This window comes from Desulfosporosinus orientis DSM 765 (assembly GCF_000235605.1).
GTDB classification, from domain to species: Bacteria; Bacillota; Desulfitobacteriia; order Desulfitobacteriales; family Desulfitobacteriaceae; genus Desulfosporosinus; species Desulfosporosinus orientis.
On the sequence record NC_016584.1, the window covers coordinates 813,631 to 833,438 of the forward strand.

Annotated in this window: 18 protein-coding genes, 1 pseudogene and 2 riboswitches; of the genes and pseudogenes, 16 read left to right on the top strand and 3 right to left on the bottom strand. The window is 40.9% G+C overall.

Annotated features, from left to right (window positions below; all coding sequences use genetic code 11):
- Positions 1-158 precede the first annotated feature (158 nt).
- From DESOR_RS03935 to DESOR_RS03945, 3 genes are read left to right on the top strand one after another with little or no spacing between them, the layout of a single operon-like run.
- The gene (locus DESOR_RS03935) at positions 159-1,037 is read left to right on the top strand and encodes a GNAT family N-acetyltransferase (protein WP_014183313.1); all 879 of its coding nucleotides are present in this window, start codon (positions 159-161) and stop codon (positions 1,035-1,037) included.
- A 27-nt stretch (positions 1,038-1,064) separates the two neighbouring features.
- Positions 1,065-1,832 carry an NRDE family protein gene (locus tag DESOR_RS03940; protein ID WP_014183314.1) on the top strand — a complete coding sequence of 256 codons (768 nt, stop codon included), beginning with the start codon at positions 1,065-1,067 and terminating at the stop codon, positions 1,830-1,832.
- Between the two features lie 21 nt (positions 1,833-1,853).
- On the top strand, positions 1,854-3,446 hold the full coding sequence (locus tag DESOR_RS03945) for an ASKHA domain-containing protein (protein ID WP_014183315.1): 1,593 nt from the start codon (positions 1,854-1,856) through the stop codon (positions 3,444-3,446).
- A gap of 201 nt (positions 3,447-3,647) precedes the next feature.
- Here the strand turns inward: DESOR_RS03945 and DESOR_RS30515 are convergent.
- Together DESOR_RS30515 and DESOR_RS03955 are read right to left on the bottom strand one after the other, a co-directional pair.
- Positions 3,648-3,815: pseudogene (locus tag DESOR_RS30515) on the bottom strand (methyl-accepting chemotaxis protein); the annotation flags it as partial.
- Positions 3,816-3,906: 91 nt separating this feature from the next.
- Entirely contained in the window at positions 3,907-4,305 is a 399-nt protein-coding gene (locus tag DESOR_RS03955; RefSeq protein ID WP_014183316.1) for a hypothetical protein, read from the bottom strand.
- A gap of 190 nt (positions 4,306-4,495) precedes the next feature.
- Here DESOR_RS03955 and DESOR_RS03960 point away from each other — a divergent pair, with 190 nt between their 5' ends.
- The 11 genes from DESOR_RS03960 (at position 4,496) to DESOR_RS04010 (ending at position 15,795) form a co-directional block, all read left to right on the top strand.
- Positions 4,496-4,759 carry a hypothetical protein gene (locus DESOR_RS03960; protein ID WP_014183317.1) on the top strand — a complete coding sequence of 88 codons (264 nt, stop codon included), beginning with the start codon at positions 4,496-4,498 and terminating at the stop codon, positions 4,757-4,759.
- Between the two features lie 140 nt (positions 4,760-4,899).
- On the top strand, positions 4,900-5,868 hold the full coding sequence (locus DESOR_RS03965; RefSeq protein ID WP_014183318.1) for an HlyD family secretion protein: 969 nt from the start codon (positions 4,900-4,902) through the stop codon (positions 5,866-5,868).
- A gap of 15 nt (positions 5,869-5,883) precedes the next feature.
- The gene (locus DESOR_RS03970; RefSeq protein ID WP_014183319.1) at positions 5,884-6,537 is read left to right on the top strand and encodes an HlyD family secretion protein; all 654 of its coding nucleotides are present in this window, start codon (positions 5,884-5,886) and stop codon (positions 6,535-6,537) included.
- A gap of 15 nt (positions 6,538-6,552) precedes the next feature.
- Positions 6,553-8,175, top strand: coding sequence for a DHA2 family efflux MFS transporter permease subunit (locus DESOR_RS03975; protein WP_014183320.1), 1,623 nt, complete (start codon positions 6,553-6,555; stop codon positions 8,173-8,175).
- A complete protein-coding gene (locus DESOR_RS03980; protein ID WP_014183321.1) occupies positions 8,138-8,602 on the top strand; it encodes a MarR family winged helix-turn-helix transcriptional regulator in 465 nt (154 codons plus the stop codon). The genes DESOR_RS03975 and DESOR_RS03980 overlap by 38 nt, the downstream gene beginning before the upstream one ends.
- An 83-nt stretch (positions 8,603-8,685) precedes the next feature.
- A riboswitch (purine riboswitch) is annotated at positions 8,686-8,787 on the top strand.
- Between the two features lie 362 nt (positions 8,788-9,149).
- Complete coding sequence (locus DESOR_RS03985) at positions 9,150-10,313, top strand: pyridoxal-phosphate-dependent aminotransferase family protein (RefSeq protein WP_014183322.1); 1,164 nt, start codon at positions 9,150-9,152, stop codon at positions 10,311-10,313.
- A gap of 151 nt (positions 10,314-10,464) precedes the next feature.
- Positions 10,465-10,566, top strand: a riboswitch (purine riboswitch).
- A gap of 193 nt (positions 10,567-10,759) precedes the next feature.
- Positions 10,760-11,563 (top strand): FAD binding domain-containing protein, encoded by an 804-nt coding sequence (locus DESOR_RS03990; RefSeq protein WP_014183324.1) that lies wholly within the window; start codon positions 10,760-10,762, stop codon positions 11,561-11,563.
- Positions 11,548-11,997: a (2Fe-2S)-binding protein gene (locus tag DESOR_RS03995; RefSeq protein WP_014183325.1), complete on the top strand. Its 450-nt coding sequence runs from the start codon at positions 11,548-11,550 to the stop codon at positions 11,995-11,997. The genes DESOR_RS03990 and DESOR_RS03995 overlap by 16 nt, the downstream gene beginning before the upstream one ends.
- A 1-nt stretch (position 11,998) precedes the next feature.
- Entirely contained in the window at positions 11,999-14,290 is a 2,292-nt protein-coding gene (locus DESOR_RS04000; protein ID WP_014183326.1) for a xanthine dehydrogenase family protein molybdopterin-binding subunit, read from the top strand.
- Positions 14,291-14,440: 150 nt separating this feature from the next.
- Positions 14,441-14,782 carry a MazG-like family protein gene (locus DESOR_RS04005; RefSeq protein ID WP_014183327.1) on the top strand — a complete coding sequence of 114 codons (342 nt, stop codon included), beginning with the start codon at positions 14,441-14,443 and terminating at the stop codon, positions 14,780-14,782.
- A 170-nt stretch (positions 14,783-14,952) separates the two neighbouring features.
- Entirely contained in the window at positions 14,953-15,795 is an 843-nt protein-coding gene (locus DESOR_RS04010; protein WP_014183328.1) for a DegV family protein, read from the top strand.
- A gap of 297 nt (positions 15,796-16,092) precedes the next feature.
- On the opposite strand, the gene DESOR_RS04015 is transcribed toward DESOR_RS04010, so the two are convergent.
- Positions 16,093-17,790 carry an acyl-CoA dehydrogenase family protein gene (locus DESOR_RS04015; RefSeq protein ID WP_014183329.1) on the bottom strand — a complete coding sequence of 566 codons (1,698 nt, stop codon included), beginning with the start codon at positions 17,788-17,790 and terminating at the stop codon, positions 16,093-16,095.
- A 143-nt stretch (positions 17,791-17,933) separates the two neighbouring features.
- Between DESOR_RS04015 and DESOR_RS04020 the strand changes: the two genes are divergently transcribed.
- Both DESOR_RS04020 and DESOR_RS04025 read left to right on the top strand, forming a co-directional pair.
- Positions 17,934-18,257 carry a peptide-methionine (R)-S-oxide reductase gene (locus DESOR_RS04020; protein WP_052304272.1) on the top strand — a complete coding sequence of 108 codons (324 nt, stop codon included), beginning with the start codon at positions 17,934-17,936 and terminating at the stop codon, positions 18,255-18,257.
- 207 nt (positions 18,258-18,464) lie between these two features.
- Positions 18,465-19,799: a TrkH family potassium uptake protein gene (locus tag DESOR_RS04025; RefSeq protein WP_014183330.1), complete on the top strand. Its 1,335-nt coding sequence runs from the start codon at positions 18,465-18,467 to the stop codon at positions 19,797-19,799.
- Positions 19,800-19,808: the final 9 nt, after the last annotated feature.

The following is a 19,808-nucleotide window of genomic DNA, read 5'->3' on the forward strand; positions in this document are numbered from 1 at the left end:
AGAACTCTAATCCGGGAGGAAAGGGGTTCTTTTTTCTTTTTGGATCTATTCGAACCACTGAAATACCTATATAATAGATTTAAGGATTTTTTTGGCATTCTTCTATCTACCCTATCTTAAATGCTGTCTTCAATTTGTTGGGAGGAATTTGAGGTAAAATGTTAATCAAGGCGAAGAGACATTTGAGTGAGAATACCATTCAGGAAGTACTTGACCTGGAAGAGTTGTGCATTGACTATGATAATCTTAGAGGCAGTATTTTTTTAGATTCCTCATTAAATGTCCATCCAGGAATTAACAGTTTTTTTCTTCTTTATGAAAAGGAGAAATTAATCAGTATCTTAACTATGTTTGTTCCAACTAAACAAGAAGCTGAGATAGCGGCGTATACTTTGCCAAAGTATAGAGAAAAAGGTTATTTCAAATTATTATTGACAAAAGCGATGGAGGAGTTAAAACGTTTTGAAGTTCCCTATATACTATTTGTCTGTGAGCGTTCATCGATCCCGGGGAAAGAGGTAATGAAAGCTCTTCAGGCAGGCTATGAACATACCGAGTATTTCATGAGGTTCCTAAAGGGTAAATTTTCTCGGTTAAATGGGTATCGTATCGTTCTGCGCCAAGCATTGCCGGAGGAGTTGGAAGAAGTCGTCACCGTTCACATGAAGGTGTTTAATGATAACTATGATGAGTCTAAAAGCCTTATACAAAATCGATTTCACTCGGATACGCGAGATCAATATTTAGCCATCTTACAGGATAAGGTTATTGGCGTTGTTTCAACCAATTATGACGGGGAGGATGTTTCAATATTTGGGTTGGGGATTATCCCTGAATATCAAGGTAAAGGGTATGGTAAGGAACTTCTCTGTTCAGTCATAGATCGTTTATTGCTGGCAGGGAAGGCCCATATCACTATAGAGGTCAACAGTGACAATACAAATGCTTACATGCTCTATAAAAAAACAGGTTTTTATGTCGACGTTGCCTATGAGTATTATCGAATGAACATAAGAGAGAGAATAGGCAACGAGTGATTGCGACAGGGAAGGACTTGATGGACCATGTGTCTAATTGTTTTTGCGTATGACTGTCATCCAAGATATCCCTTGATACTTACGGCAAATCGTGATGAATACTTTAATAGGCCGACGGCAAGCGCCCATTTTTGGGACTCTCATCCTGAGATTTTGGCCGGCAGGGATTTAAAAATGTTGGGAACATGGATGGGTATAACCCGTTCAGGTCGTTTTGCAGCACTAACAAACTTTCGAGATCCCTCTGCACAGCTGACAAATCCTCAATCCAGGGGTAAGTTAGTCAGTGATTATTTATGCGGCAATCAAAATCCTGTAAACTATCTGCAAGAAGTTGTCTTTGGGCAAGATTTATACAATCCATTTAATCTTTTGGTCGGAGACAGATCTGATATGTTCTTTTTGTGTTCAAAAACACCTGAGATTACGAAAATAATGCCAGGGATTTACGGATTAAGTAATTATCAGCTGGATTATCCTTGGCCTAAAGTTCAAAAGAGTAAGCAGGCATTCACCAATTACCTCGATGTCAGCAAAGAGATTGAACCTCAAGCACTATTTGAGATCTTAGCTGATAGAGAAAAAGCTCCCGACCACCAATTGCCCAATACGGGAATCAGTTATGAGTTGGAAAAACTCTTATCCTCTGTTTTCATCCACGGAATGGATTATGGAACCAGGTCTTCAACGGTGATTTTGATCGAACAGCACCATCGGGTGAATTTTGTGGAGAAAACGTTTATTCCGGGTCAGAAAGAAGCTTCTGAATTAAGTTATATGTTTGAATTACAATAAATAACGAAGAAGGTAAAAACTATGACCAAAGCCAACCAAAAACCTATCATCCTTGCCGAACAAGTTCAAACTTCGCTCACAAATCTTGAGCCCCTAACCAGAAAGGTTTATATTTCCCTTAACCCGCCCAGCCCTCAAGATAACAGGGCAATTGTTGATCAATTTCGCCATAGGATGGAGCACAGCTATGGTTCAGTTCATGTTCCATTAACCCTTATGTCATTAATTTCTGGGATCTGCACAAGAGCGGGGTGGCAGGTCACGGCTACCTTAGCAGAAACAGGACAAGGGTGGACAGTGATTGATTTGGAACCCGGCAATACTGCTCAGCAACACTATGGTTTAGCCATAGATATAGGAACGACAACTGTGGTAGTGTACTTAATTGATCTTTGTAATGGCAAAGTCCTGAAACATGCAGCAGATTATAATGATCAAGTGTTTATGGGCGAGGACATATTGACCAGGATTCGCTATTCTTCAGAACCTGGAGGCTTAGACAGTCTTCAGTCAGCGGTTTTGAAGACTTTAAATCGTTTAATTAAGCGGCTTTACCCGCTGCCTGCTGAGACAAGCAAAATTACTGCAGCAGCCATTGGGGCGAATACAACCATGATTCATCTTTTGCTTGGTTTGGATCCCTCGTCTATCTGCCGCGCTCCGTATACTCCTATTGTCAACAATCCTGGCATCATTCATGCCCAAGAAATCGGACTTGATATTCACCCCTTAGCACCCATCTATTGCCTGCCAAGTATCGGAAGCTATTTGGGAGGAGATGTCATAGGGGGCATATTAGTGAGCGGTATGCATCGGCAGCCGGATGTATCATTATTTGTTGACATCGGTACGAATGGGGAAATCGTGTTAGGTAATGAAGAATGGCTCGTTGCTTGTGCTGGTGCTGCCGGGCCAGCCCTGGAAGGGGGAGTCTCAGCCCATGGTATGAGAGCGGAACCGGGGGCGGTGGATCATGTTTCCATTAATCCGGTGACTGGCTGTGTAGAATATTCAACGGTGGGAAACCTTCCTGCACGAGGAATCTGCGGTTCAGGGCTAGTAGACACACTTGCTGAACTCTTTGTCGGCGGCATTATCAACCGGTCTGCTCATTTTCAGAACGGGCAAAAAGAATTTATCGTAGTCCCTGCCCATGAAGCGGCCACAGGAGAAGACATTGTTATTACTCAAGCAGATATCAACAAATTCATGGCGACAAAAGGCGCAGTAAACGCTGCAACGGACCTTTTGATGGAGAATGTGGGATGCGATTGGAGAGAAATCAGTCATTTTTATGCGGCGGGCGCTTTTGGACAATATTTACCCGTTGAGTCGGCTGTTACAATAGGTCTATATCCGGATCTTCCCCGGACTGCTATTCTGCGTTTGGGAAATAGTTCAGGCGAAGCTGCCCGGCAAGTGCTTCTGTCTCGTACGAAACGCCTGGAAGCAGAAGAAATTGCGGGGAAGGTAACTTATTTCGAACTCAATGCTAATTCAGCCTTTATGGATAAATTTGTAAGCAGTAAGTTCCTTCCTCATACTGACCTTGATCGTTATCCAAGCGTTAAAAAACGTTTGCAAACCGGCAGCAAGTTTAGTTGTGTTATATAAAGCCTTTTGCAGCGCAAAGCCTTCCGGCCCAGGCAGTCTGCTTTTGGACTATTATAAAAAGAGATGGGTACACATGATGTGACTCATCTCTTTTTCTTAGTGTTTTGCCCAAAATTAAAGGGTTTCACTGACTAGAGCAGACCAGTTTTTTCCTTTATAAGCATTATAGCCGCTGGTATGAGCATAACCGTGAATTTTAGTTCCTTCTTCGCCAGCTCTGGCTGCCTCAATGGCTGAATTTAGAGAAAGAAGATTAGTGTGTTGAGCTATTTGACGGATTGACTCGATGACTTGACCCATTTCCTGTTTCGCTTGTTTGAGTTCGCCGAGCAGTATAGAGGAATCGATAACTAGAGTGTCGTTTGACATTAAGACTTACCTCAAAATAAAAATAGCCTACCTGAAAGTCAGGTAGGCTTCATTGCCGACTCTTTCATCTTACCCATAATTTTAAATAATTTCAAGCATTAGGGATTGCTGTAAAGGAGAGATTGCTAAAGGTAAGTACATCACTGAATTCGATAAAGTTATAGTCACTAGCTTGGGCTTTTTCCATAAGGAGAGATATAGGAGTTGTTGTAAGAATAACATCCTTGGGTTCAAGAAGTTGATCAAGAAGGCCAAAGTGCTGCTGATTAAAGCGAATAGCGATGTGAAGGTCATTTTCCCAAGTAACTTGGAGGACATAGGAATCTTTATGTTCTGTAGAAAACCAATGATACATAAATTTCGAAGAACCCAGTTGGTTAATGGTCTTTACTTGTTCGCTAAATTCTTTGACATAGAGAATAAGTACGTCTCGTCCATTGTCCAGTTTGCCAAAGGCGGATTGTTCAGGTGTGAAAGCCTGAGTATACATGGAATTCCTCCAGTTCATCATCCATCTTTAGTAGATAATCCTAATTAATCTTGTTGTTATTATAGACTATCTCTCTCTAAGAATAAAGTAGACAATGAAGGAAAAAGAAATCCTGAAGAGAATATAGGAGGAAATTTCGGAGTAACCGTGAAGTTTAAAATAAAGATTGTTTATAGGGAGTGGGAGTATTATGGGTAATCCTTGCGGAACTACTAAGGCCAATATTTACGAGCAAACAGAGATTAGGGGGATTCCTGTTTATTTTGGTGCGGGAGTGAATCCGGTGAATTCCCCTGCCCAATTTTTTGTGGCTTGGGGGATTAAGGCTCTTGCCGGTGGTTTAATTCATACCTTTAACATTAGTTCCCTGGAGGAAGGGACAATATGGTTTGTCGATGAGGATGAAGCTGAGGCTGAATTTAAAAAGATTCAAAAAACGTTAGCTTCAAGGTGAACTGGCCACCAGTATTAGGTATAAATTGTGAAGAAGAACTAAAAAAAGTATTGACTTAATCACTATCAAGAGTTAAATTTAATCATGTTGAAAACGTACGCATGCGAACAATTCTTACACAAACATAAAGGGGGATTGCAATGAAAAGAGTGGCTGGTCTTTTATTAGTTATGAGTGTTTTGCTGACAGGATGTAATAGTTCCGCTCCAAAGGCTGAAGGGGATGCAACTGTTCAGGTTAACAAGCCTGTTTATGTTATGGCAGGAATTATTGATGCTAATGAAAAAGCCCAAATCACCACCAAACTGGCTGGCAAAGTAGCTGATATTTCAGTGGATGTCGGTTCAACTGTTCAAAAGGGTGATTTGTTGATTACATTGGACACAAAAGAAGTTGAGGCTCAAGTTGCTCAGGCTGAGGCAGGTGTCCAAACTGCACAGGCAAACTTAGCTAAAGTGGAAGCCGGAGCCCGCCCGGAACAGATTGCTCAAGCTCAGTCGACTTTAGACAGTGCTCAAATAAGCTATACTAATGCAAAAAATAACTTTGACCGAAACCAACAACTCCTAGCCGCCGGGGCAATAGCCCAGGCACAATTTGAAACGGCACAAACTCAGCTGGCGGCAGCTGAGGCACAATACAATGCAGCACAAGATCAGTTAAAGATCTTAACACAAGGAGAAACACAGGAATCTTTGAATGTTTTACGAGCTCAAGTTGCTCAATCTCAAGCTGCTTTAGACCTGGCCAAAACCCAGCTGGCTAACGGGACAATTACCGCACCTGTTTCAGGTATAGTTAGTGCAAAAAATATCAATATTGGAGAATTAGCCTCTCCTGGCACAGCTCTGCTTACGGTTGTTAATCTTGATACGCTGTATGTAAAAGCATCTTTGCCTGAAGACCTGATCAAGGATGTCAAGGTAGGTCAGGAAGTTGTTGTCAAAGTTGCAGAACTCGCTGATCAAGAATTTAAGGGAAAGGTGTCAGTTGTTGACCCTGTCATTGACTCGCGGAGCAAGAGTGTTCTGGCAAAAATAGAAATTGATAATTCCAAGGCTATATTGAAGCCTGGGATGCTGGCTGAAATCGGTATTATTAAGAAGTAGGGCAGGTGAGGAATTATGGCTGAAAAACGAAAAAAACTGATTGTGATTATTCTCGTATTGATGGTTGCTGCATTGGCTAGCATTGGATGCTATTACTGGTATGAAAACTCAAATTATGTTACTACAGAGGACGCTAAAGTTACAGGTGATCTCGTGACTGTTAGTCCGCAAATGTCGGGGAAGCTGTTAGAACTGAATGTTGAAGAGGGAGACAAGGTTGTTAAAAATCAGATTCTCGGACGTCAAGGGATTACAGATCTTCAAGAAACTAACATTGATCAATCTGTGTTTAGGGCTCCTATTGATGGAGTAGTTATCAAGAAGCAAGGAACTGTCGGGGAGTTTATTTCTGCCGGTTCAACGGTAGCTGTCCTCGTTGATCCTGATAAGTTGTATATCAGTGCTAATATCGAAGAGACTAAGTTGACAAAAATTAAAGAAGGTCAGCAAGTCGACGTGACCATTGATCAATTTTCGGGCAAGTCATTTTCCGGTAAAGTGAAGTACGTGGGTCAAGCTTCAAATTCTGCATTTGCTTTACTGCCTACTTCAACAAGCTCGACGTTTACAAAAGTAATACAAAAAGTTCCTGTTAAAATAGAATTTGATAAAAAGGATGCCCCATTACTGCCGGGTACCAATGCAATCGTAAAGATTCATATCAAGTAATGAGGTGCATGCAATATGAATGAACATAGTGCGCCAGAAGGTGCCGGTGATAGTTTATATAAGTGGTCCGCTTTGCTTGTTGTAGTTATTGGTACTTTCATGGTCATGCTGGACAGCAGTATCGTGAATATTGCAGTTCCCAAAATGATGAATGTTTTTGGAGCTGACTTGGAATCTATCAAGTGGGTATTAACTGGATATACATTGGCTATGGGATCTGTCGTGCCGATAACCGGTTTTCTCAGTGATACCTTTGGGATTAAAAAACTCTTTATTGCTGCATTAGGGATCTTCACCTTAGGTTCATTTCTATGTGGTTTTGCTTGGAGCACGAACACCATGATTGGCTTTCGGGTTATTCAAGCTATCGGCGGCGGTGCTATTATGCCGGTGGGGATGTCTTACATTATGCAGGTATTCCCCATTGAAGAACGAGGTAAAGCCTTAGGTTTTTGGGGGATTGCCTCAATGTCCGCACCTGCCATCGGACCAACTTTGGGAGGATATATCATCCAATATATGGATTGGCGATTTATTTTCTATGTTAATGTTCCAGTTGGAGTTGTTGGAGTAATTGTCGCTGCCATATTGTTAAAAGAGACAACTCTGAAACCATACAAAGGCAATTTTGATTATGTGGGGCTATTTTCCTCTATTGCAGGTATTGTCAGCCTTCTGTATGTTTTTGGTGAAGGAGATTCCCTTGATTGGGGAAATGTAAAATACCCTCTCATTCTTACCTTTGGTTTATTCAGCCTTCTTATTTTCATTGTCAATGAATTAACTCACCCAGAACCATTGCTTGAGTTAAGGGTTTTCAAAGTGTATAATTTTACGGTCAGTCAGTTTATTACCGGTGTTACTACATTGGCATTAATGAGTGGTATGTATGTACTGCCTCTTTTTCTGCAGAATTTAAGAGGTTATACAGCCATGCAAACGGGTATTATCCTATTTCCCTCAGCTATTGCTTCCGGGCTAATGATGCCGATAAGCGGTGCGCTTTTTGATAAGTTTGGGGCAAAGGTGGTAACTATCCCTGGACTTACGATTCTTGCCTTTGCAACCTATGAAATGTCTAAATTCACCATGGATACTACTTCCACAACAATTACGTTGATAGCAGCTATCAGAGGAGTGGGACTTGGTTTTTCAATGATGCCTGTCAATACTGCGGGCATGAATGATGTGCCCAGGCACCTCTATGGGAAGGCGACCGCTTTGTCCACAACGGTACGAAGTATTTTGAATGCCTTAGCGATTACATTTATGACCACAGTTATTTCTAATAAATCCAATGAAAATTATGCCCGGCTGGCGGAGCAGATCACACCCTTTAATTCAACTGCAAATACTCTGATGAAAGGGTTGCAGGGGGTTTATATGAAAAGTGGTTTATCTCAAGGGGACGCTTATGGCTCATCCCTATCAACTCTTGGAAGAATAATTTATGGGCAAGCCTATCTTGATGCTATGAATCATGCTATTGCCATTACCGTTTTTGCGGTAGCTCTTGCAATTTGTCTGGTTTTACTGATGCGGAATACTAAGAAGACTAGGAAAAAAGAGCCTGACAGCTCGATAAAAGGGGAGGAGTCAAATGGAACAGAAGCCCGAATCGCAACTGTCTTGGAGTAAAGAATCTGAAAAAGTCTTGAATCTTTTTAAAGCTATTCACAAGGTCTATCGAGATCATCTTTACCAAAAATCAAGGCAATATGGCTTTACGGGTCCCCAAATTGGTTTAATAATGGGTCTGCACAAGAACCCTTATTCAACCTTGAATGAGTTGAGCGATTGTATTGGTCTATCAAAAAGTACAGTTTCCGGGATTGTAGAGCGCTTGGTTTGTCAGGGAGTCGTTATTCGAGAAATCCCTGAGAATAATAGAAGAATTGTTAGGCTCTCCTTATCACCGGAATGGCAGAAAGATAATGCCTTATATGAACTCTTGAATAAATACCTTTATAATGTTCTGGAGAAAGCCACAGAAGAAGAAATGACTAAAATCATTACCGGTTTGGAAATCTTATATGAATTAATCAGTAAAGATGATGATGTTTAAATTGCCGAACAATCTCCTGCTTATTGGAGTAATCGTTCGAAAAAAGCATTGACCTATTCTATAATTTCTTGTAGAATAAGATTGGAACAAGTAAATATATAGTTCATATAATAGCAGAGATAAGGTCTGCAAGTTTCTACCGGGCTACCGTAAATTGTCCGACTATGAGCGAAAGTGTACCTAGGCAATAATTCTAGTAATACAGATTTTTGTATCTTTGAGTATATATCTGTATCTGGATTGTTTGGTGGGTAATTTGCGTAATTTGCAAACCCAAGCTTACAGGTTTCTCTCCCTCCATTTGAGTAGAAATCTGTCGGCTTGGGTCTTCTCATATACACTGCTCAGTCCTATCAAAGGCGGTGTTGCAACGAAGGGAGGACATCGTAAGGCTAACAAACTTATATAGACGTTTGTGAATTCATTTACGTGTTCATAATTACGAGTGAAATTGGAAATTATTTTGAGTAAGGTATTTATTTGATCGGTGGATGAACTTATTATAAGTGATTAATTGTAGCTGAAAATTATTAAGGAGATGGATATTTTGCGAAATAAAGAAATGTTGCTTGTACCGGGACCTACACCAGTCATGGATGAAATATACGATGCTTTATCTAGTGAGACAATGGGGCATACTGATCCGAGGTTTGCCAAGATTTTCAAAAACAGTTTAAATCTAAGCAAACAATTGTTTAACACAGACGGAGAGGTTTTTGTCATTGCCGGTTCAGGAACTTTGGCAATGGAAATGGCCATTATTAACACGGTTGCTCCTGGAGAAAAGCTGCTGGTAGTAAGTCATGGCTACTTTGGTGACCGCTTTATCCCCTTGGCAAAGGTCTTTGGCATTAAGGTTGAAACTCTTCAAGCCGAGTGGGGACAGCAGATCAGCAAAGAATTATTGGAAGAAAAGCTTGCTGAAGGTGGTTTTAAAGCGGTAACTGTTACCCATGTCGATACCTCGACGGGAGTTATGGCCAATATTGAAGAATTGATTCCGGTTGTCAAAAAAACTGGTGCCCTCTTTATTCTTGATGGGGTATGTGCGACAGCTGCTTTAGAGGAAGATATGCAAAAAACCTACGGTCACCCCGATTACAAAATCGATGTAGTATTAACAGGTTCCCAAAAGGCCATTGGCGTGCCCCCCGGACTTGGAATGGTGGCCTTTGGACCGAAAGCCTTAGCTGCTCGTGAGGCAATGTCTTCAGTGATGGGGTATTATACGGATATTAAGAATTGGCTGCCGGTAATGAATGATCCTGTCAAATACTTTGCTACTCCTCCTGTCAATATGATTTATGCTTTCAATAAAGGAATGGAAATGGTTATGGCGGAAGGGCTGGAAAAGCGTTATTGTCGTCACTCAGCATTGGGACGTGCCATGAGAAGCGCCTTAAAAGTATACGGCATGAAGCCTCTAGCCATGGAAGAGGTTGCGGCTCCGACCTTGAGCTGCATTATTTATCCGGAGGGTCTTAACGATGCTGAATTTCGCTCGAAGTTAGCCTCGAAAGGTGTCGTCGTTGCCGGAGCTTTAGCTGCTTTAGCCGGGAAGGCTTTTCGCATCGGTCACATGGGAAATGCTACGGAAGAAATGTTTGTTAAAGCCCTTCAGATTATAGGTGAGACGCTGCAAGAGATGGGTTATGAGGCCAATATTGATGCGGCAGTTGATGAGTTTAAAGGCATTTATCGATCGGTCTAAAGAAATAGTAATAGAGGAACAACGATTTAAAAGGCTGCAAGAAATTGACTTGCAGCCTTGCTTTTTGCGAACGATATACATGATTATTTGATTATCGTTCGGAAAATAGGTTGACCTAGGAACGAGTTTCTTGTAGAATAAATTTCGGAGCCAATAAAAATTAAATAGTGTTCATATAATAGCAGAGATATGGTCTGCAAGTTTCTACCGGACAGCCGTAAATTGTCCGACTATGAGCGAAAGGCGCACAATGGGCTAGTTCCATTGTTCAAATCCAAAGACTTTTATAGTTGGACAAAAAGTCTGACTTTTGTTTTTGGATTATACCGCAGGGACTAATCCCGAGCTGGCAGATTTCTCTCATCAATTTGAGTTGAAAGCTGTCAGCTTGGGTTTATTTTTGCCGTTTAGAAATATTTACTTAGAAATCATGAGGAGGGGTAAGCGTGTTTACCATGCTTAATCTGGTTCAGCCGGATACACTTGAGGAAGCTTATCATATTCTAACTGAAAAACGAAATAATACGATTCTTGGAGGCTGTGCCTTCCTCAAAATGGGAAAAAAGAGAATTAACACCGGTATAGATCTTAGCAGACTAAAGCTTAATGACATTCGGGAGCAGAACGGCTATATTGAGATTGGAGCAATGTCAAGTCTGAGGGATGTTGAAACTCATTCTTTGTTAAAGGAACATTTTAATGGAGTATTGCCCCAATCGGTACGAGACATTATTGGAGTGCAATTTCGAAATGGTGTTACAGTAGGTGCTTCCGTATATTCCAGATATGGTTTTTCAGATTTGCTAACGGCTCTGTTAACTTTAGGGACAGAAGTTGAATTATATAAGGCGGGCAGGATGCCTTTAATGGATTTTTTAGCAAAACCTATAGAAAAAGATTTTATGGTTAAGTTGTGGCTGAAAAAAGCTAAGTATCAGGCTTCTTTCCTTAGTTTTCGAAACTCGGCCAGCGATTACTCCGTCATCAATGTGGCAGTATCAAGGCTGGATAATCAATGGAAAATTGCTGTAGGGTCCAGACCAAGTAAGGCAGCCCTTGCTTTTAATGCAGCGCGAAGATTATCCCAGGATGTCCCCACTATCGATGTCATTGAAGAAGCAGCGTTAATAACGTCGGAAGAGCTGTCCTTCGGAACAAATTCCAGAGGCACAGCTGCCTATCGGAAAGCTCTATGTCGAGTGCTTGTCAAACGCGGAATCATGGAGGTTTTAGAATGCAAATCGAACTAACAATTAATGATAAAAGGGTCAAATGGGAAGTTGAAAATGATGAATTCTTAGCGGATACTTTGAGATCCCACGGATATTTGAGTGTCAAAAAGGCTTGTAATACAAGTTGCTGTGGACTTTGTACAGTATGGGTAGACGGCAAATCCATGCTTTCATGTTCGTTTCTTACTGTACGTGCTCATGGTAAAAAAATCACGACCATTGAAGGGGTAGCAAAAGAAGCAGAGGAATTCGCTCAGATACTTAGCGCTGAAGGGGCAGAACAATGTGGCTTTTGCAGTCCGGGTTTCATCATGAACGTACTAGCTATGAAACATGAGCTGGTTGATCCAACAGAGGAAGAAATAATTCACTATTTAACCGGGAATTTGTGCCGATGCACGGGTTATATGGGACAGCTTAGAGCTATAAAAACCTATCTGGGGGTGGCCTAGTGTGAAAAACGTCGGGCAGAGCATTCGTAAAATCGATGGAATGGCAATTGCTACAGGTAAACCGGTTTATACTGAGGATTTAGCAATGTCCAATGCTTTGGTAGTAAAGATTTTGAGAAGTCCTCATGCTTTTGCTAAAATTACCAACATTGACGTTGCTCAAGCTGAAAAATTAGAAGGTGTAGAATGTATTCTTACCTATAAAAATGTTCCTAAGCAACGATTTACCCTTGCCGGTCAATCTTACCCAGAGCCTTCTCCCTATGATCGATTGATTTTAGACCAAGTTGTTCGCTATGTAGGAGATGAAGTGGCTATTATTGCAGCAATCGATGAAAAAACTGCCTTAATGGCCATGAAAATGATTAAGGTAGAGTATGAAGTGATGGTACCTGTTCTAGACTTTGAGCAGGCCGTCGGGCACTCCTCAGTCGTTCATCCGGAAGAAGATCTAAGCTGTAACTTTGAAATTGGACTGATAAAGGAGAAGAATATCACGTCTTCCCATTATGAAGAAGTTGGAGATATAGAAGCCGAATTTGCACAATGTTCTGTGGTGGTAGAGGATGTTTATTACCCTCAAGCTCAAGCGCACACGATGATGGAAACTTACCGTTCTTTTACCTACTTAGATCATACAGGAAGATTAATCGTCGTCAGTTCCACACAAGTTCCTTTCCATATCAGAAGGCAGCTGGCTAGAGCCTTGCAGATTCCGGCCAGCAGGGTTAGAGTCTTAAAACCCAGAATTGGTGGTGGGTTTGGCGGTAAGCAGACCGGGGCAGGAGATGTTTTTGCTGCCATTGTCACCTTAAGGACGGGTAAACCTGCTATGATCATTTATGATCGGAAAGAAACCTTTAGTTGTACAACCAGCCGTCATGCTATGAGATTGAAGGTGAAATTAGGTGCTGATTCCGACGGCTTTATCAGAGCCATTGATATGCAGGTTTTATCCGATACGGGTGCTTATGGGGAACATGCTCCCACGGTTCTAAGCTGTGTCGGACACTATACATTGCCCCTTTATAATAAAACGAGAGCAGTACGATTTGACGGGAAGGCTGTTTATACGAACAAAATGCCTGCCGGAGCATTTAGAGGATATGGAGCAACTCAGGGTACCTTTGCCCTGGAATCCACAGTGAATAAGCTGGCGGAAGCATTGATGATGGATCCTGCTGAAATCCGTCTAAAGAATATCAGCAAAGTTGGAGAAACTTATTTAACGGGCCAAGGGGTTATGCTGGGAAGTACGGCCTTAGACAGGTGTATTGCCAAAGGCAAAGAGCTGATTGGCTGGTCGGAAAAATTCCCCTGCCGGGAAGTTGGCCAAAACAAAGTGAGAGCGGTGGGAATGGCAATAACAATGCAAGGATCTGGTATTGCCAATATCGGGACTGCTTCTATAGAAATACGTCTGAATGATGACGGGAACTTCACACTTCTCACCGGTGCCACGGATATGGGAACTGGCTGTGATACCATTCTTATACAAATGGCAGCAGAGGTGCTGGAAATTCCTATGGATAAAATCATTCTTACTGCAGGGGATACGGATACATCACCCTATGACCCGGGTTCCTATGCTTCGAGTACCACCTATGTAGCGGGAACGGCAGTTATAAAAGCTGCCGAAGAATTAAAGAAAAAAATACTGGAACAAGGTGCAGTGTTCTTGGGAGTTCCGGTGGAAGATGTTGAATTAAAAGATTTAGCAGTCTGCACCGTGAGTGGTGACCAAGAAATTAGCTTTGCTAAGCTTGCCGAGCTTACTATTCTAGGTGATGGAAAGCTTCAGCTGGTAGGTTATGCCACCCATGGCAGTGAAGTCTCCCCCCCTCCTTATGTAGCGGGTTTTGCTGAGGTAGAAGTTGATAGAGCGACCGGCAAAGTGGATTTGATCGATTATGTAGCAGTCATTGATTGTGGTACTGTTATTAATCCGGCTCTGGCGCGTATTCAGGCCGAGGGAGGAATCGCTCAAGGGATCGGGATGGCACTCTATGAACAAGTTCGCTATGACGAAATAGGCAAGATGGCCAGCAACAGTTTTATGCAATATAAGATACCTACTCGTAAAGATGTAGGAAGAGTGAGGATAGCATTCGAGGAAAGTTATGAGCCCACAGGTCCTTTTGGTGCAAAATCCATTGGAGAGGTGGTTGCTAATACCCCGCCGCCAGCTATTTCTCAAGCAATATATAATGCCGTTGGAGTCAGAGAACATCATTTGCCAATCACTCCGGAAAAGGTCTTTTGGGGAATGCAGCAGAAAGAAAATAAAGAATGATTTGTAATTTTTTCTCCCTCACGAAGGTGGGGGAGTTTTAATATTACATTTATGTCTGGAATACATGGTATAATGAATCATATTAAGTTTACTGACAGTCAGATAACAGGTAAGACTGTTGTTTAAGAGAATCCGAGAGGTCGTGATTAAATGGCTCTAAAGAATAAATTATATAAAGAACAACTTGTTTCGAAAACGGTCACACTGCCTCGCTTGAACCGGTTGAACCCTTCTTTAGAAAGTACTGCCTTAAAAATTATGGAGGAATCTGGTGAATTAGCTCAAGCAATAGGCAAACTTCGAGGACTAAGCGGGGAACGACAACGATTGGAAGAGGAAGAGGCCATGCAAAAGGTTGCTCAGGAACTGGTTGATGTGGCTCAGACTGCTGTGACAATGATGTTTGTACTGGAAGAACAATATGGGATTGATTTAGAAGTCATTCTTAAAGAACATTTAGATAAATTACGTAACAAGGGATATTGCGATTGATTAGAATAACACCAGACCGGAATTGTTTCCGGCCTGGTTTATATTTTAACGGTGTTTCTGTTAAGAGTCCTACATTAAGTAAAGAGACTATGACTCAAATGAATTTTTTTTATGGAACTAGAGGGATTTAAGGAATTATACCGAATGTTGTGGTAAGAGGAGGTTTCGGAATGAAAAGGATTGCTCTGGTAACAGATAGCACCGCTGATTTAACAGAACATGTAAGAAGAGATTGCAATATCCATGTTATACCTTTAAAAGTAAGGTTTGGGGAGCGCGAGTATATGGATGGGGAGTTGTCCAGTGAGGAATTCTATCAACGTTTAAATGAAGGGGTGATCCTTCCTAAAACGTCACAACCTACCCCAGAGGAGTTCAGTCGTCTGTACAGCAAGTTACTAGAGGAATATCACGAAATAATCTCTGTGCATATTTCTACTGCTTTGAGCGGGACGTTTAATGCTGCCAACCTGGCCAAAGAAAAGTTTAAAGAAAAAATTCACTTAGTAGATTCAAAATCTATTAGCTTGGGCGCAGGATTAATGGTCATGGAGGTAGCGAAGTATATAAAAGAAGGTCAGGATGTTGAGGGGATCCTTGAGAACATTAAGAAAGCCAGAAAGAATATAGAGACTCTCTTCACTCTAAATACCTTGGAGTATCTTCAGAAAGGGGGACGGATTGGCAAGGTTCAAGGTTTTATGGGTTCCCTCTTGAATATTAAGCCGATTATTCGGGTAGGCGACGATGGGGTATATCATACTTATGGTAAAGCCCATAGTCAAAAGAAGGCAATTGATTGCGTTGTCCAGGCTTTTCAAGATTTAACAAAAGACAGAAAACCAATCAGACTTGCAGTAGCCCATGGAGCTGCTCATAAAGCCGGAACCTATCTTAAAGAAGCTTTAGAATTTGCCTTTCAACTTCCCACGACAGTTTTCACTCAGGTAGGGCCGGTCATAGGGGTGCATACTGGTCCGGGAACCGTGGGGGCTGCTGTTCAATATGAGTAGATAAAGCTAAGAACCCCTGAGATTAAATCTTAAGGGTTCTTTTCATTTATACTATTTGAAAATCTTTGACAATAATATTTAATAATATTTAAAGGATTAATCATGTGCATAGGGGTGAGTGTATGGGTTATTTGACGTTAACAATTGCGGTTGGGGTTATCTTGTTATTTGCTCTTTGGTCGAGAAGCCGCCGTCTTAAAGCAGAGAAGAAAAGACAGAAATCGACGATACCCAAAGTTTATCCCTTAAAAAGATCGAAGAGCCAAACTAAATTACGCAGGATTAAATAAAATTGTTTTATTGATAAGTACCGACTAAAGGCTTAACTTCATTCTCCCAAAGCACTTTAACGGTTGCCGGGTTAAGGATGGGTTTTTTCAGCATAGCTTTCAGGTAATTTTCTTGTTGAAGAGAATTGTCATAATTAGAGATCTGAGTTAAGGCAAATTGAGCAAAATCTCGGACTAAAAAGCTGAAAATCTCATCAAGCAAAGGGGTAGAGGTGGAATAAATCTTTGAATTTTCTAAGATTAACTGTGCATACACAATGAGAGTGAACATTTCACCCAAGGCAAGCATATAGTCAATGTTTTTTACTTGTTCCTGAGTAGGGCCAGCCTTTTCTAAGAAAGAGCGGAAGAGTTCAATTTGTTCAAAAAAGACGAGCACATTAGGTACGTTAACATCTTCGTAAGCCAGCCTGTAATGGGGGAAACGAACAGAAGCGAGTTTTCCGGCCTTTTGACGGAATAAATAGGAATCATCTGCAGCATCATCTCGCTTAGGAATGCTTGGGTATTCCACGGGATTGAAGAAATAATTATTAATGAATTTGATAACTAGAGCAATATTCACATGAGTTGTTCCCTCTAAGCGAGGGATCATGCCAATATCTCTGATGGCGGTCTCAAAATAGGTATCTTGTTCAAAGCCTTTGGCTGCGATGGCATCAAGAAGCATTTCGATTATTTTCATCCCTTGAGTTGTCACTTTCATTTTTTGAATAGGATTGAAGAGCAGGTAACGCCTGTCATTGTCAGAGGAAGAACGGAAATAATCTAAACTTCTTAAGGCATATAATTTCATGGCAATTAAGCGAGCGTAAGATTCTGTAAAGATTTTTTGGATATGAGGAAAATCAGTGATTTTTTTTCTATATAACTCTCGGTTAGAGGCATGGTTCAGTGCTTCATAATAAGCATGGGTGCAAATACCGATGGAAGCAAATCCTAATTGAAATTTTCCAATATTAATCGTTGATAGAGCGGAATCCCAAGCCAAAGGGCCGCTTGAGAGGATGTCATCTTGCGTGATGGGATAATCGATAAGCTCATATTCTCCCACATATGCCGGGCGCACTCCGGAGGTTGGAATTTTTTTAATTAATTTGTAATGACGGTGTTGGCTGTCAACTACAAAGAAAACATAATCTTGAGTGTCTTTATACTTGCCAAATGTGGATATGAGGGCAGCTTCATTGGCGTTGCCAATATAATATTTGCTGCCGTTTGCCAGATAAGTGCCGTCTCCGGCGGCAGTCAGGGACATTTCATTGCCGTAAAGGTCAGCACCATGCTCTTTTTCAGATAACCCGAAAGCAAAAATGCCTCCTTCTCTTAATTTTTGAGCTGTTAAATGTTTGGCTTTCTCATTGTCTCCCATCCAAATAGGTCCAAGCCCAAGAATAGATACTTGGTAAGCGTACTGATAGGACAAGGAATAAAAGGCGCTGATTTCATTAAACTCACAGACTCGGCACAGGTCAAATCGTGAATCGGGTGCACCATATCCCTTGGGTGTTAGCAGAGTAGAAAAAATTTGTTCTCGTTTAAGGAATTTAAGAAAGTCAGTATACCAACGACTGGCTTGATCATCCTCTTTTATACTTTTTAACCCTTTGTCTTCAAAGAAATGAATGGTTTTCTCCATAATTCGTCTTGACAATAAATCTTTTTGTGGACTGCAATAATTTTGTGGATTTAGCAAGAGGGACATTTACCTCACACCTTTCCTAACTTATAATGAATGACTATTCACTAATTATTTAAATTATCTCATAAATTCAGAAAATGTAAAGTGAAAGCGTAATAGCTTTCATACTTTAACCTTCCTCTGATAAAACTTAGTTTAAGGAGAATATGTCCAAGGAGTTTCGAAAGGCTGGGAGGAAGGACTTTTCAAAACCGATTTCTGCTCAATCAGTCAAAGAGAAACCCGATTTCAGTCATTTCATGAGAAGAACCGAGGTTATAGGCAGCAAATCAGATGCCCATCTGGGACATGTCTTTGCAGATGGCCCTTTGCCAACAGGATTGCGCTATTGTATAAATACAGCTGCTTTGCGTTTTATCCCCAAAGATCAATTGTCGCAAAAGGGGTATGGGAATTACTTGAATTTGTTTGAAGGATGTGTAAACTCAGATGGCAAAAATTACAAGGACAATTTGGAAAATTTATTATAGAATAAACTAATATGAAATTTCTTTCGGGAAAGGTGATGCCCATTTTAATGAGTGCTTCACCTTTTGATTATCGTAATCAGAGTCGCGTGGCAATTCATAAATCTGTTTAGATAAATAGTTTTTGGACAGATTAAGATGTAAGGTTTTTATGGACTGTGATTTTAATTTGAATGTTGATTAGTTAGAAAAATTTTGGGGGATAAGTATTTGAACGCATTAAGCAAATTTCTTACACCATCTAGAGTACTTGTCGTTGGTTTTGCGGTGTTAGTTTTACTTGGAACTTTATTGTTGACTTTGCCCCAAGCAACGACCGATGGCTTAGGGTTATCTTTTTTAAATGCTCTATTTACTGCTACCTCAGCTGTTTGTGTAACAGGTCTGGTGGTTGTAGATACCGGAACCGGGTTGACGCTTTTTGGTCAATCAGTGATCCTCTTTTTAATACAGGTTGGAGGAATAGGCTTCATGACCTTTGCAACCATGTTTGCAATTCTTATGGGAAAAAAAATAACCTTTAAGGAGCGTTTATTGCTGCAGGAGGCTCTAAATCAAGTGTCAGTAGAGGGCGTAGTAAGGTTAGCTAAATCGGTGTTTTTTATATCATTTATGATTGAACTAATAGGTGCAGTCATTCTGTCCGTACGGTGGTCTTTTGATTTTGGCTGGAGTAAGGCAATTTATTTCGGATTCTTTCATTCCATATCAGCCTTTAATAATGCTGGATTTGATATCATGGGGAATTTTTCAAGTTTAACGGGTTACGTTGGAGACCCAATTATAAATCTGACCATCATGGTTTTAATTATTTGTGGGGGTTTAGGTTTTATCGTTTTAGCGGACATTAAATCTAATCGAAAGAAAAAATTCAGGCTTCATACTAAAATCGTCTTGACAGTATCAGGCGGTTTAATTGTTCTTGGGGCAGTTCTTATTTTTGTTATTGAATATTCAAACCCCAAAACCTTAGGGACTCTCCCTTTAGGGACGAAGGTTATGGCTGCATTTTTTCAATCTGTTACAGCAAGGACGGCTGGATTTAATACTATCAATTTAAATGATATGTATGAGACTTCACTCCTATCAATGATGGTACTTATGTTTATTGGAGCTTCACCTGGGTCTACAGGAGGCGGGATAAAAACAACCACGTTTGTTTCAATTATTTTATCGGTCTTGAGTACCTATCGCAATGAGTCAAGGATTGTATTGGAAGGGCGAACCATACCAAAAGATAATATTCAAAAAGCGTGGGCCATAACAACAACCGCGTCTTTATTAATCTTTTTTATCGTTTCAATCTTGTCCTTGACAGAAAGAGTGGATTTAATGACAGTGCTTTTTGAAGTTACCTCTGCTTTCGGAACAGTGGGTCTTTCCTTAGGATTGACTCCTGCATTATCAGTTGCCGGCAAGGCAGCAATTATTATAACCATGTTTACAGGAAGGGTGGGCCCTTTGACACTAGCTTTCGTACTCGCCCAGAAACGTAAGAACCAAGGTCAAATAAAATATCCTGAGGAACGGATCTTGATAGGTTAGGAGGAACGG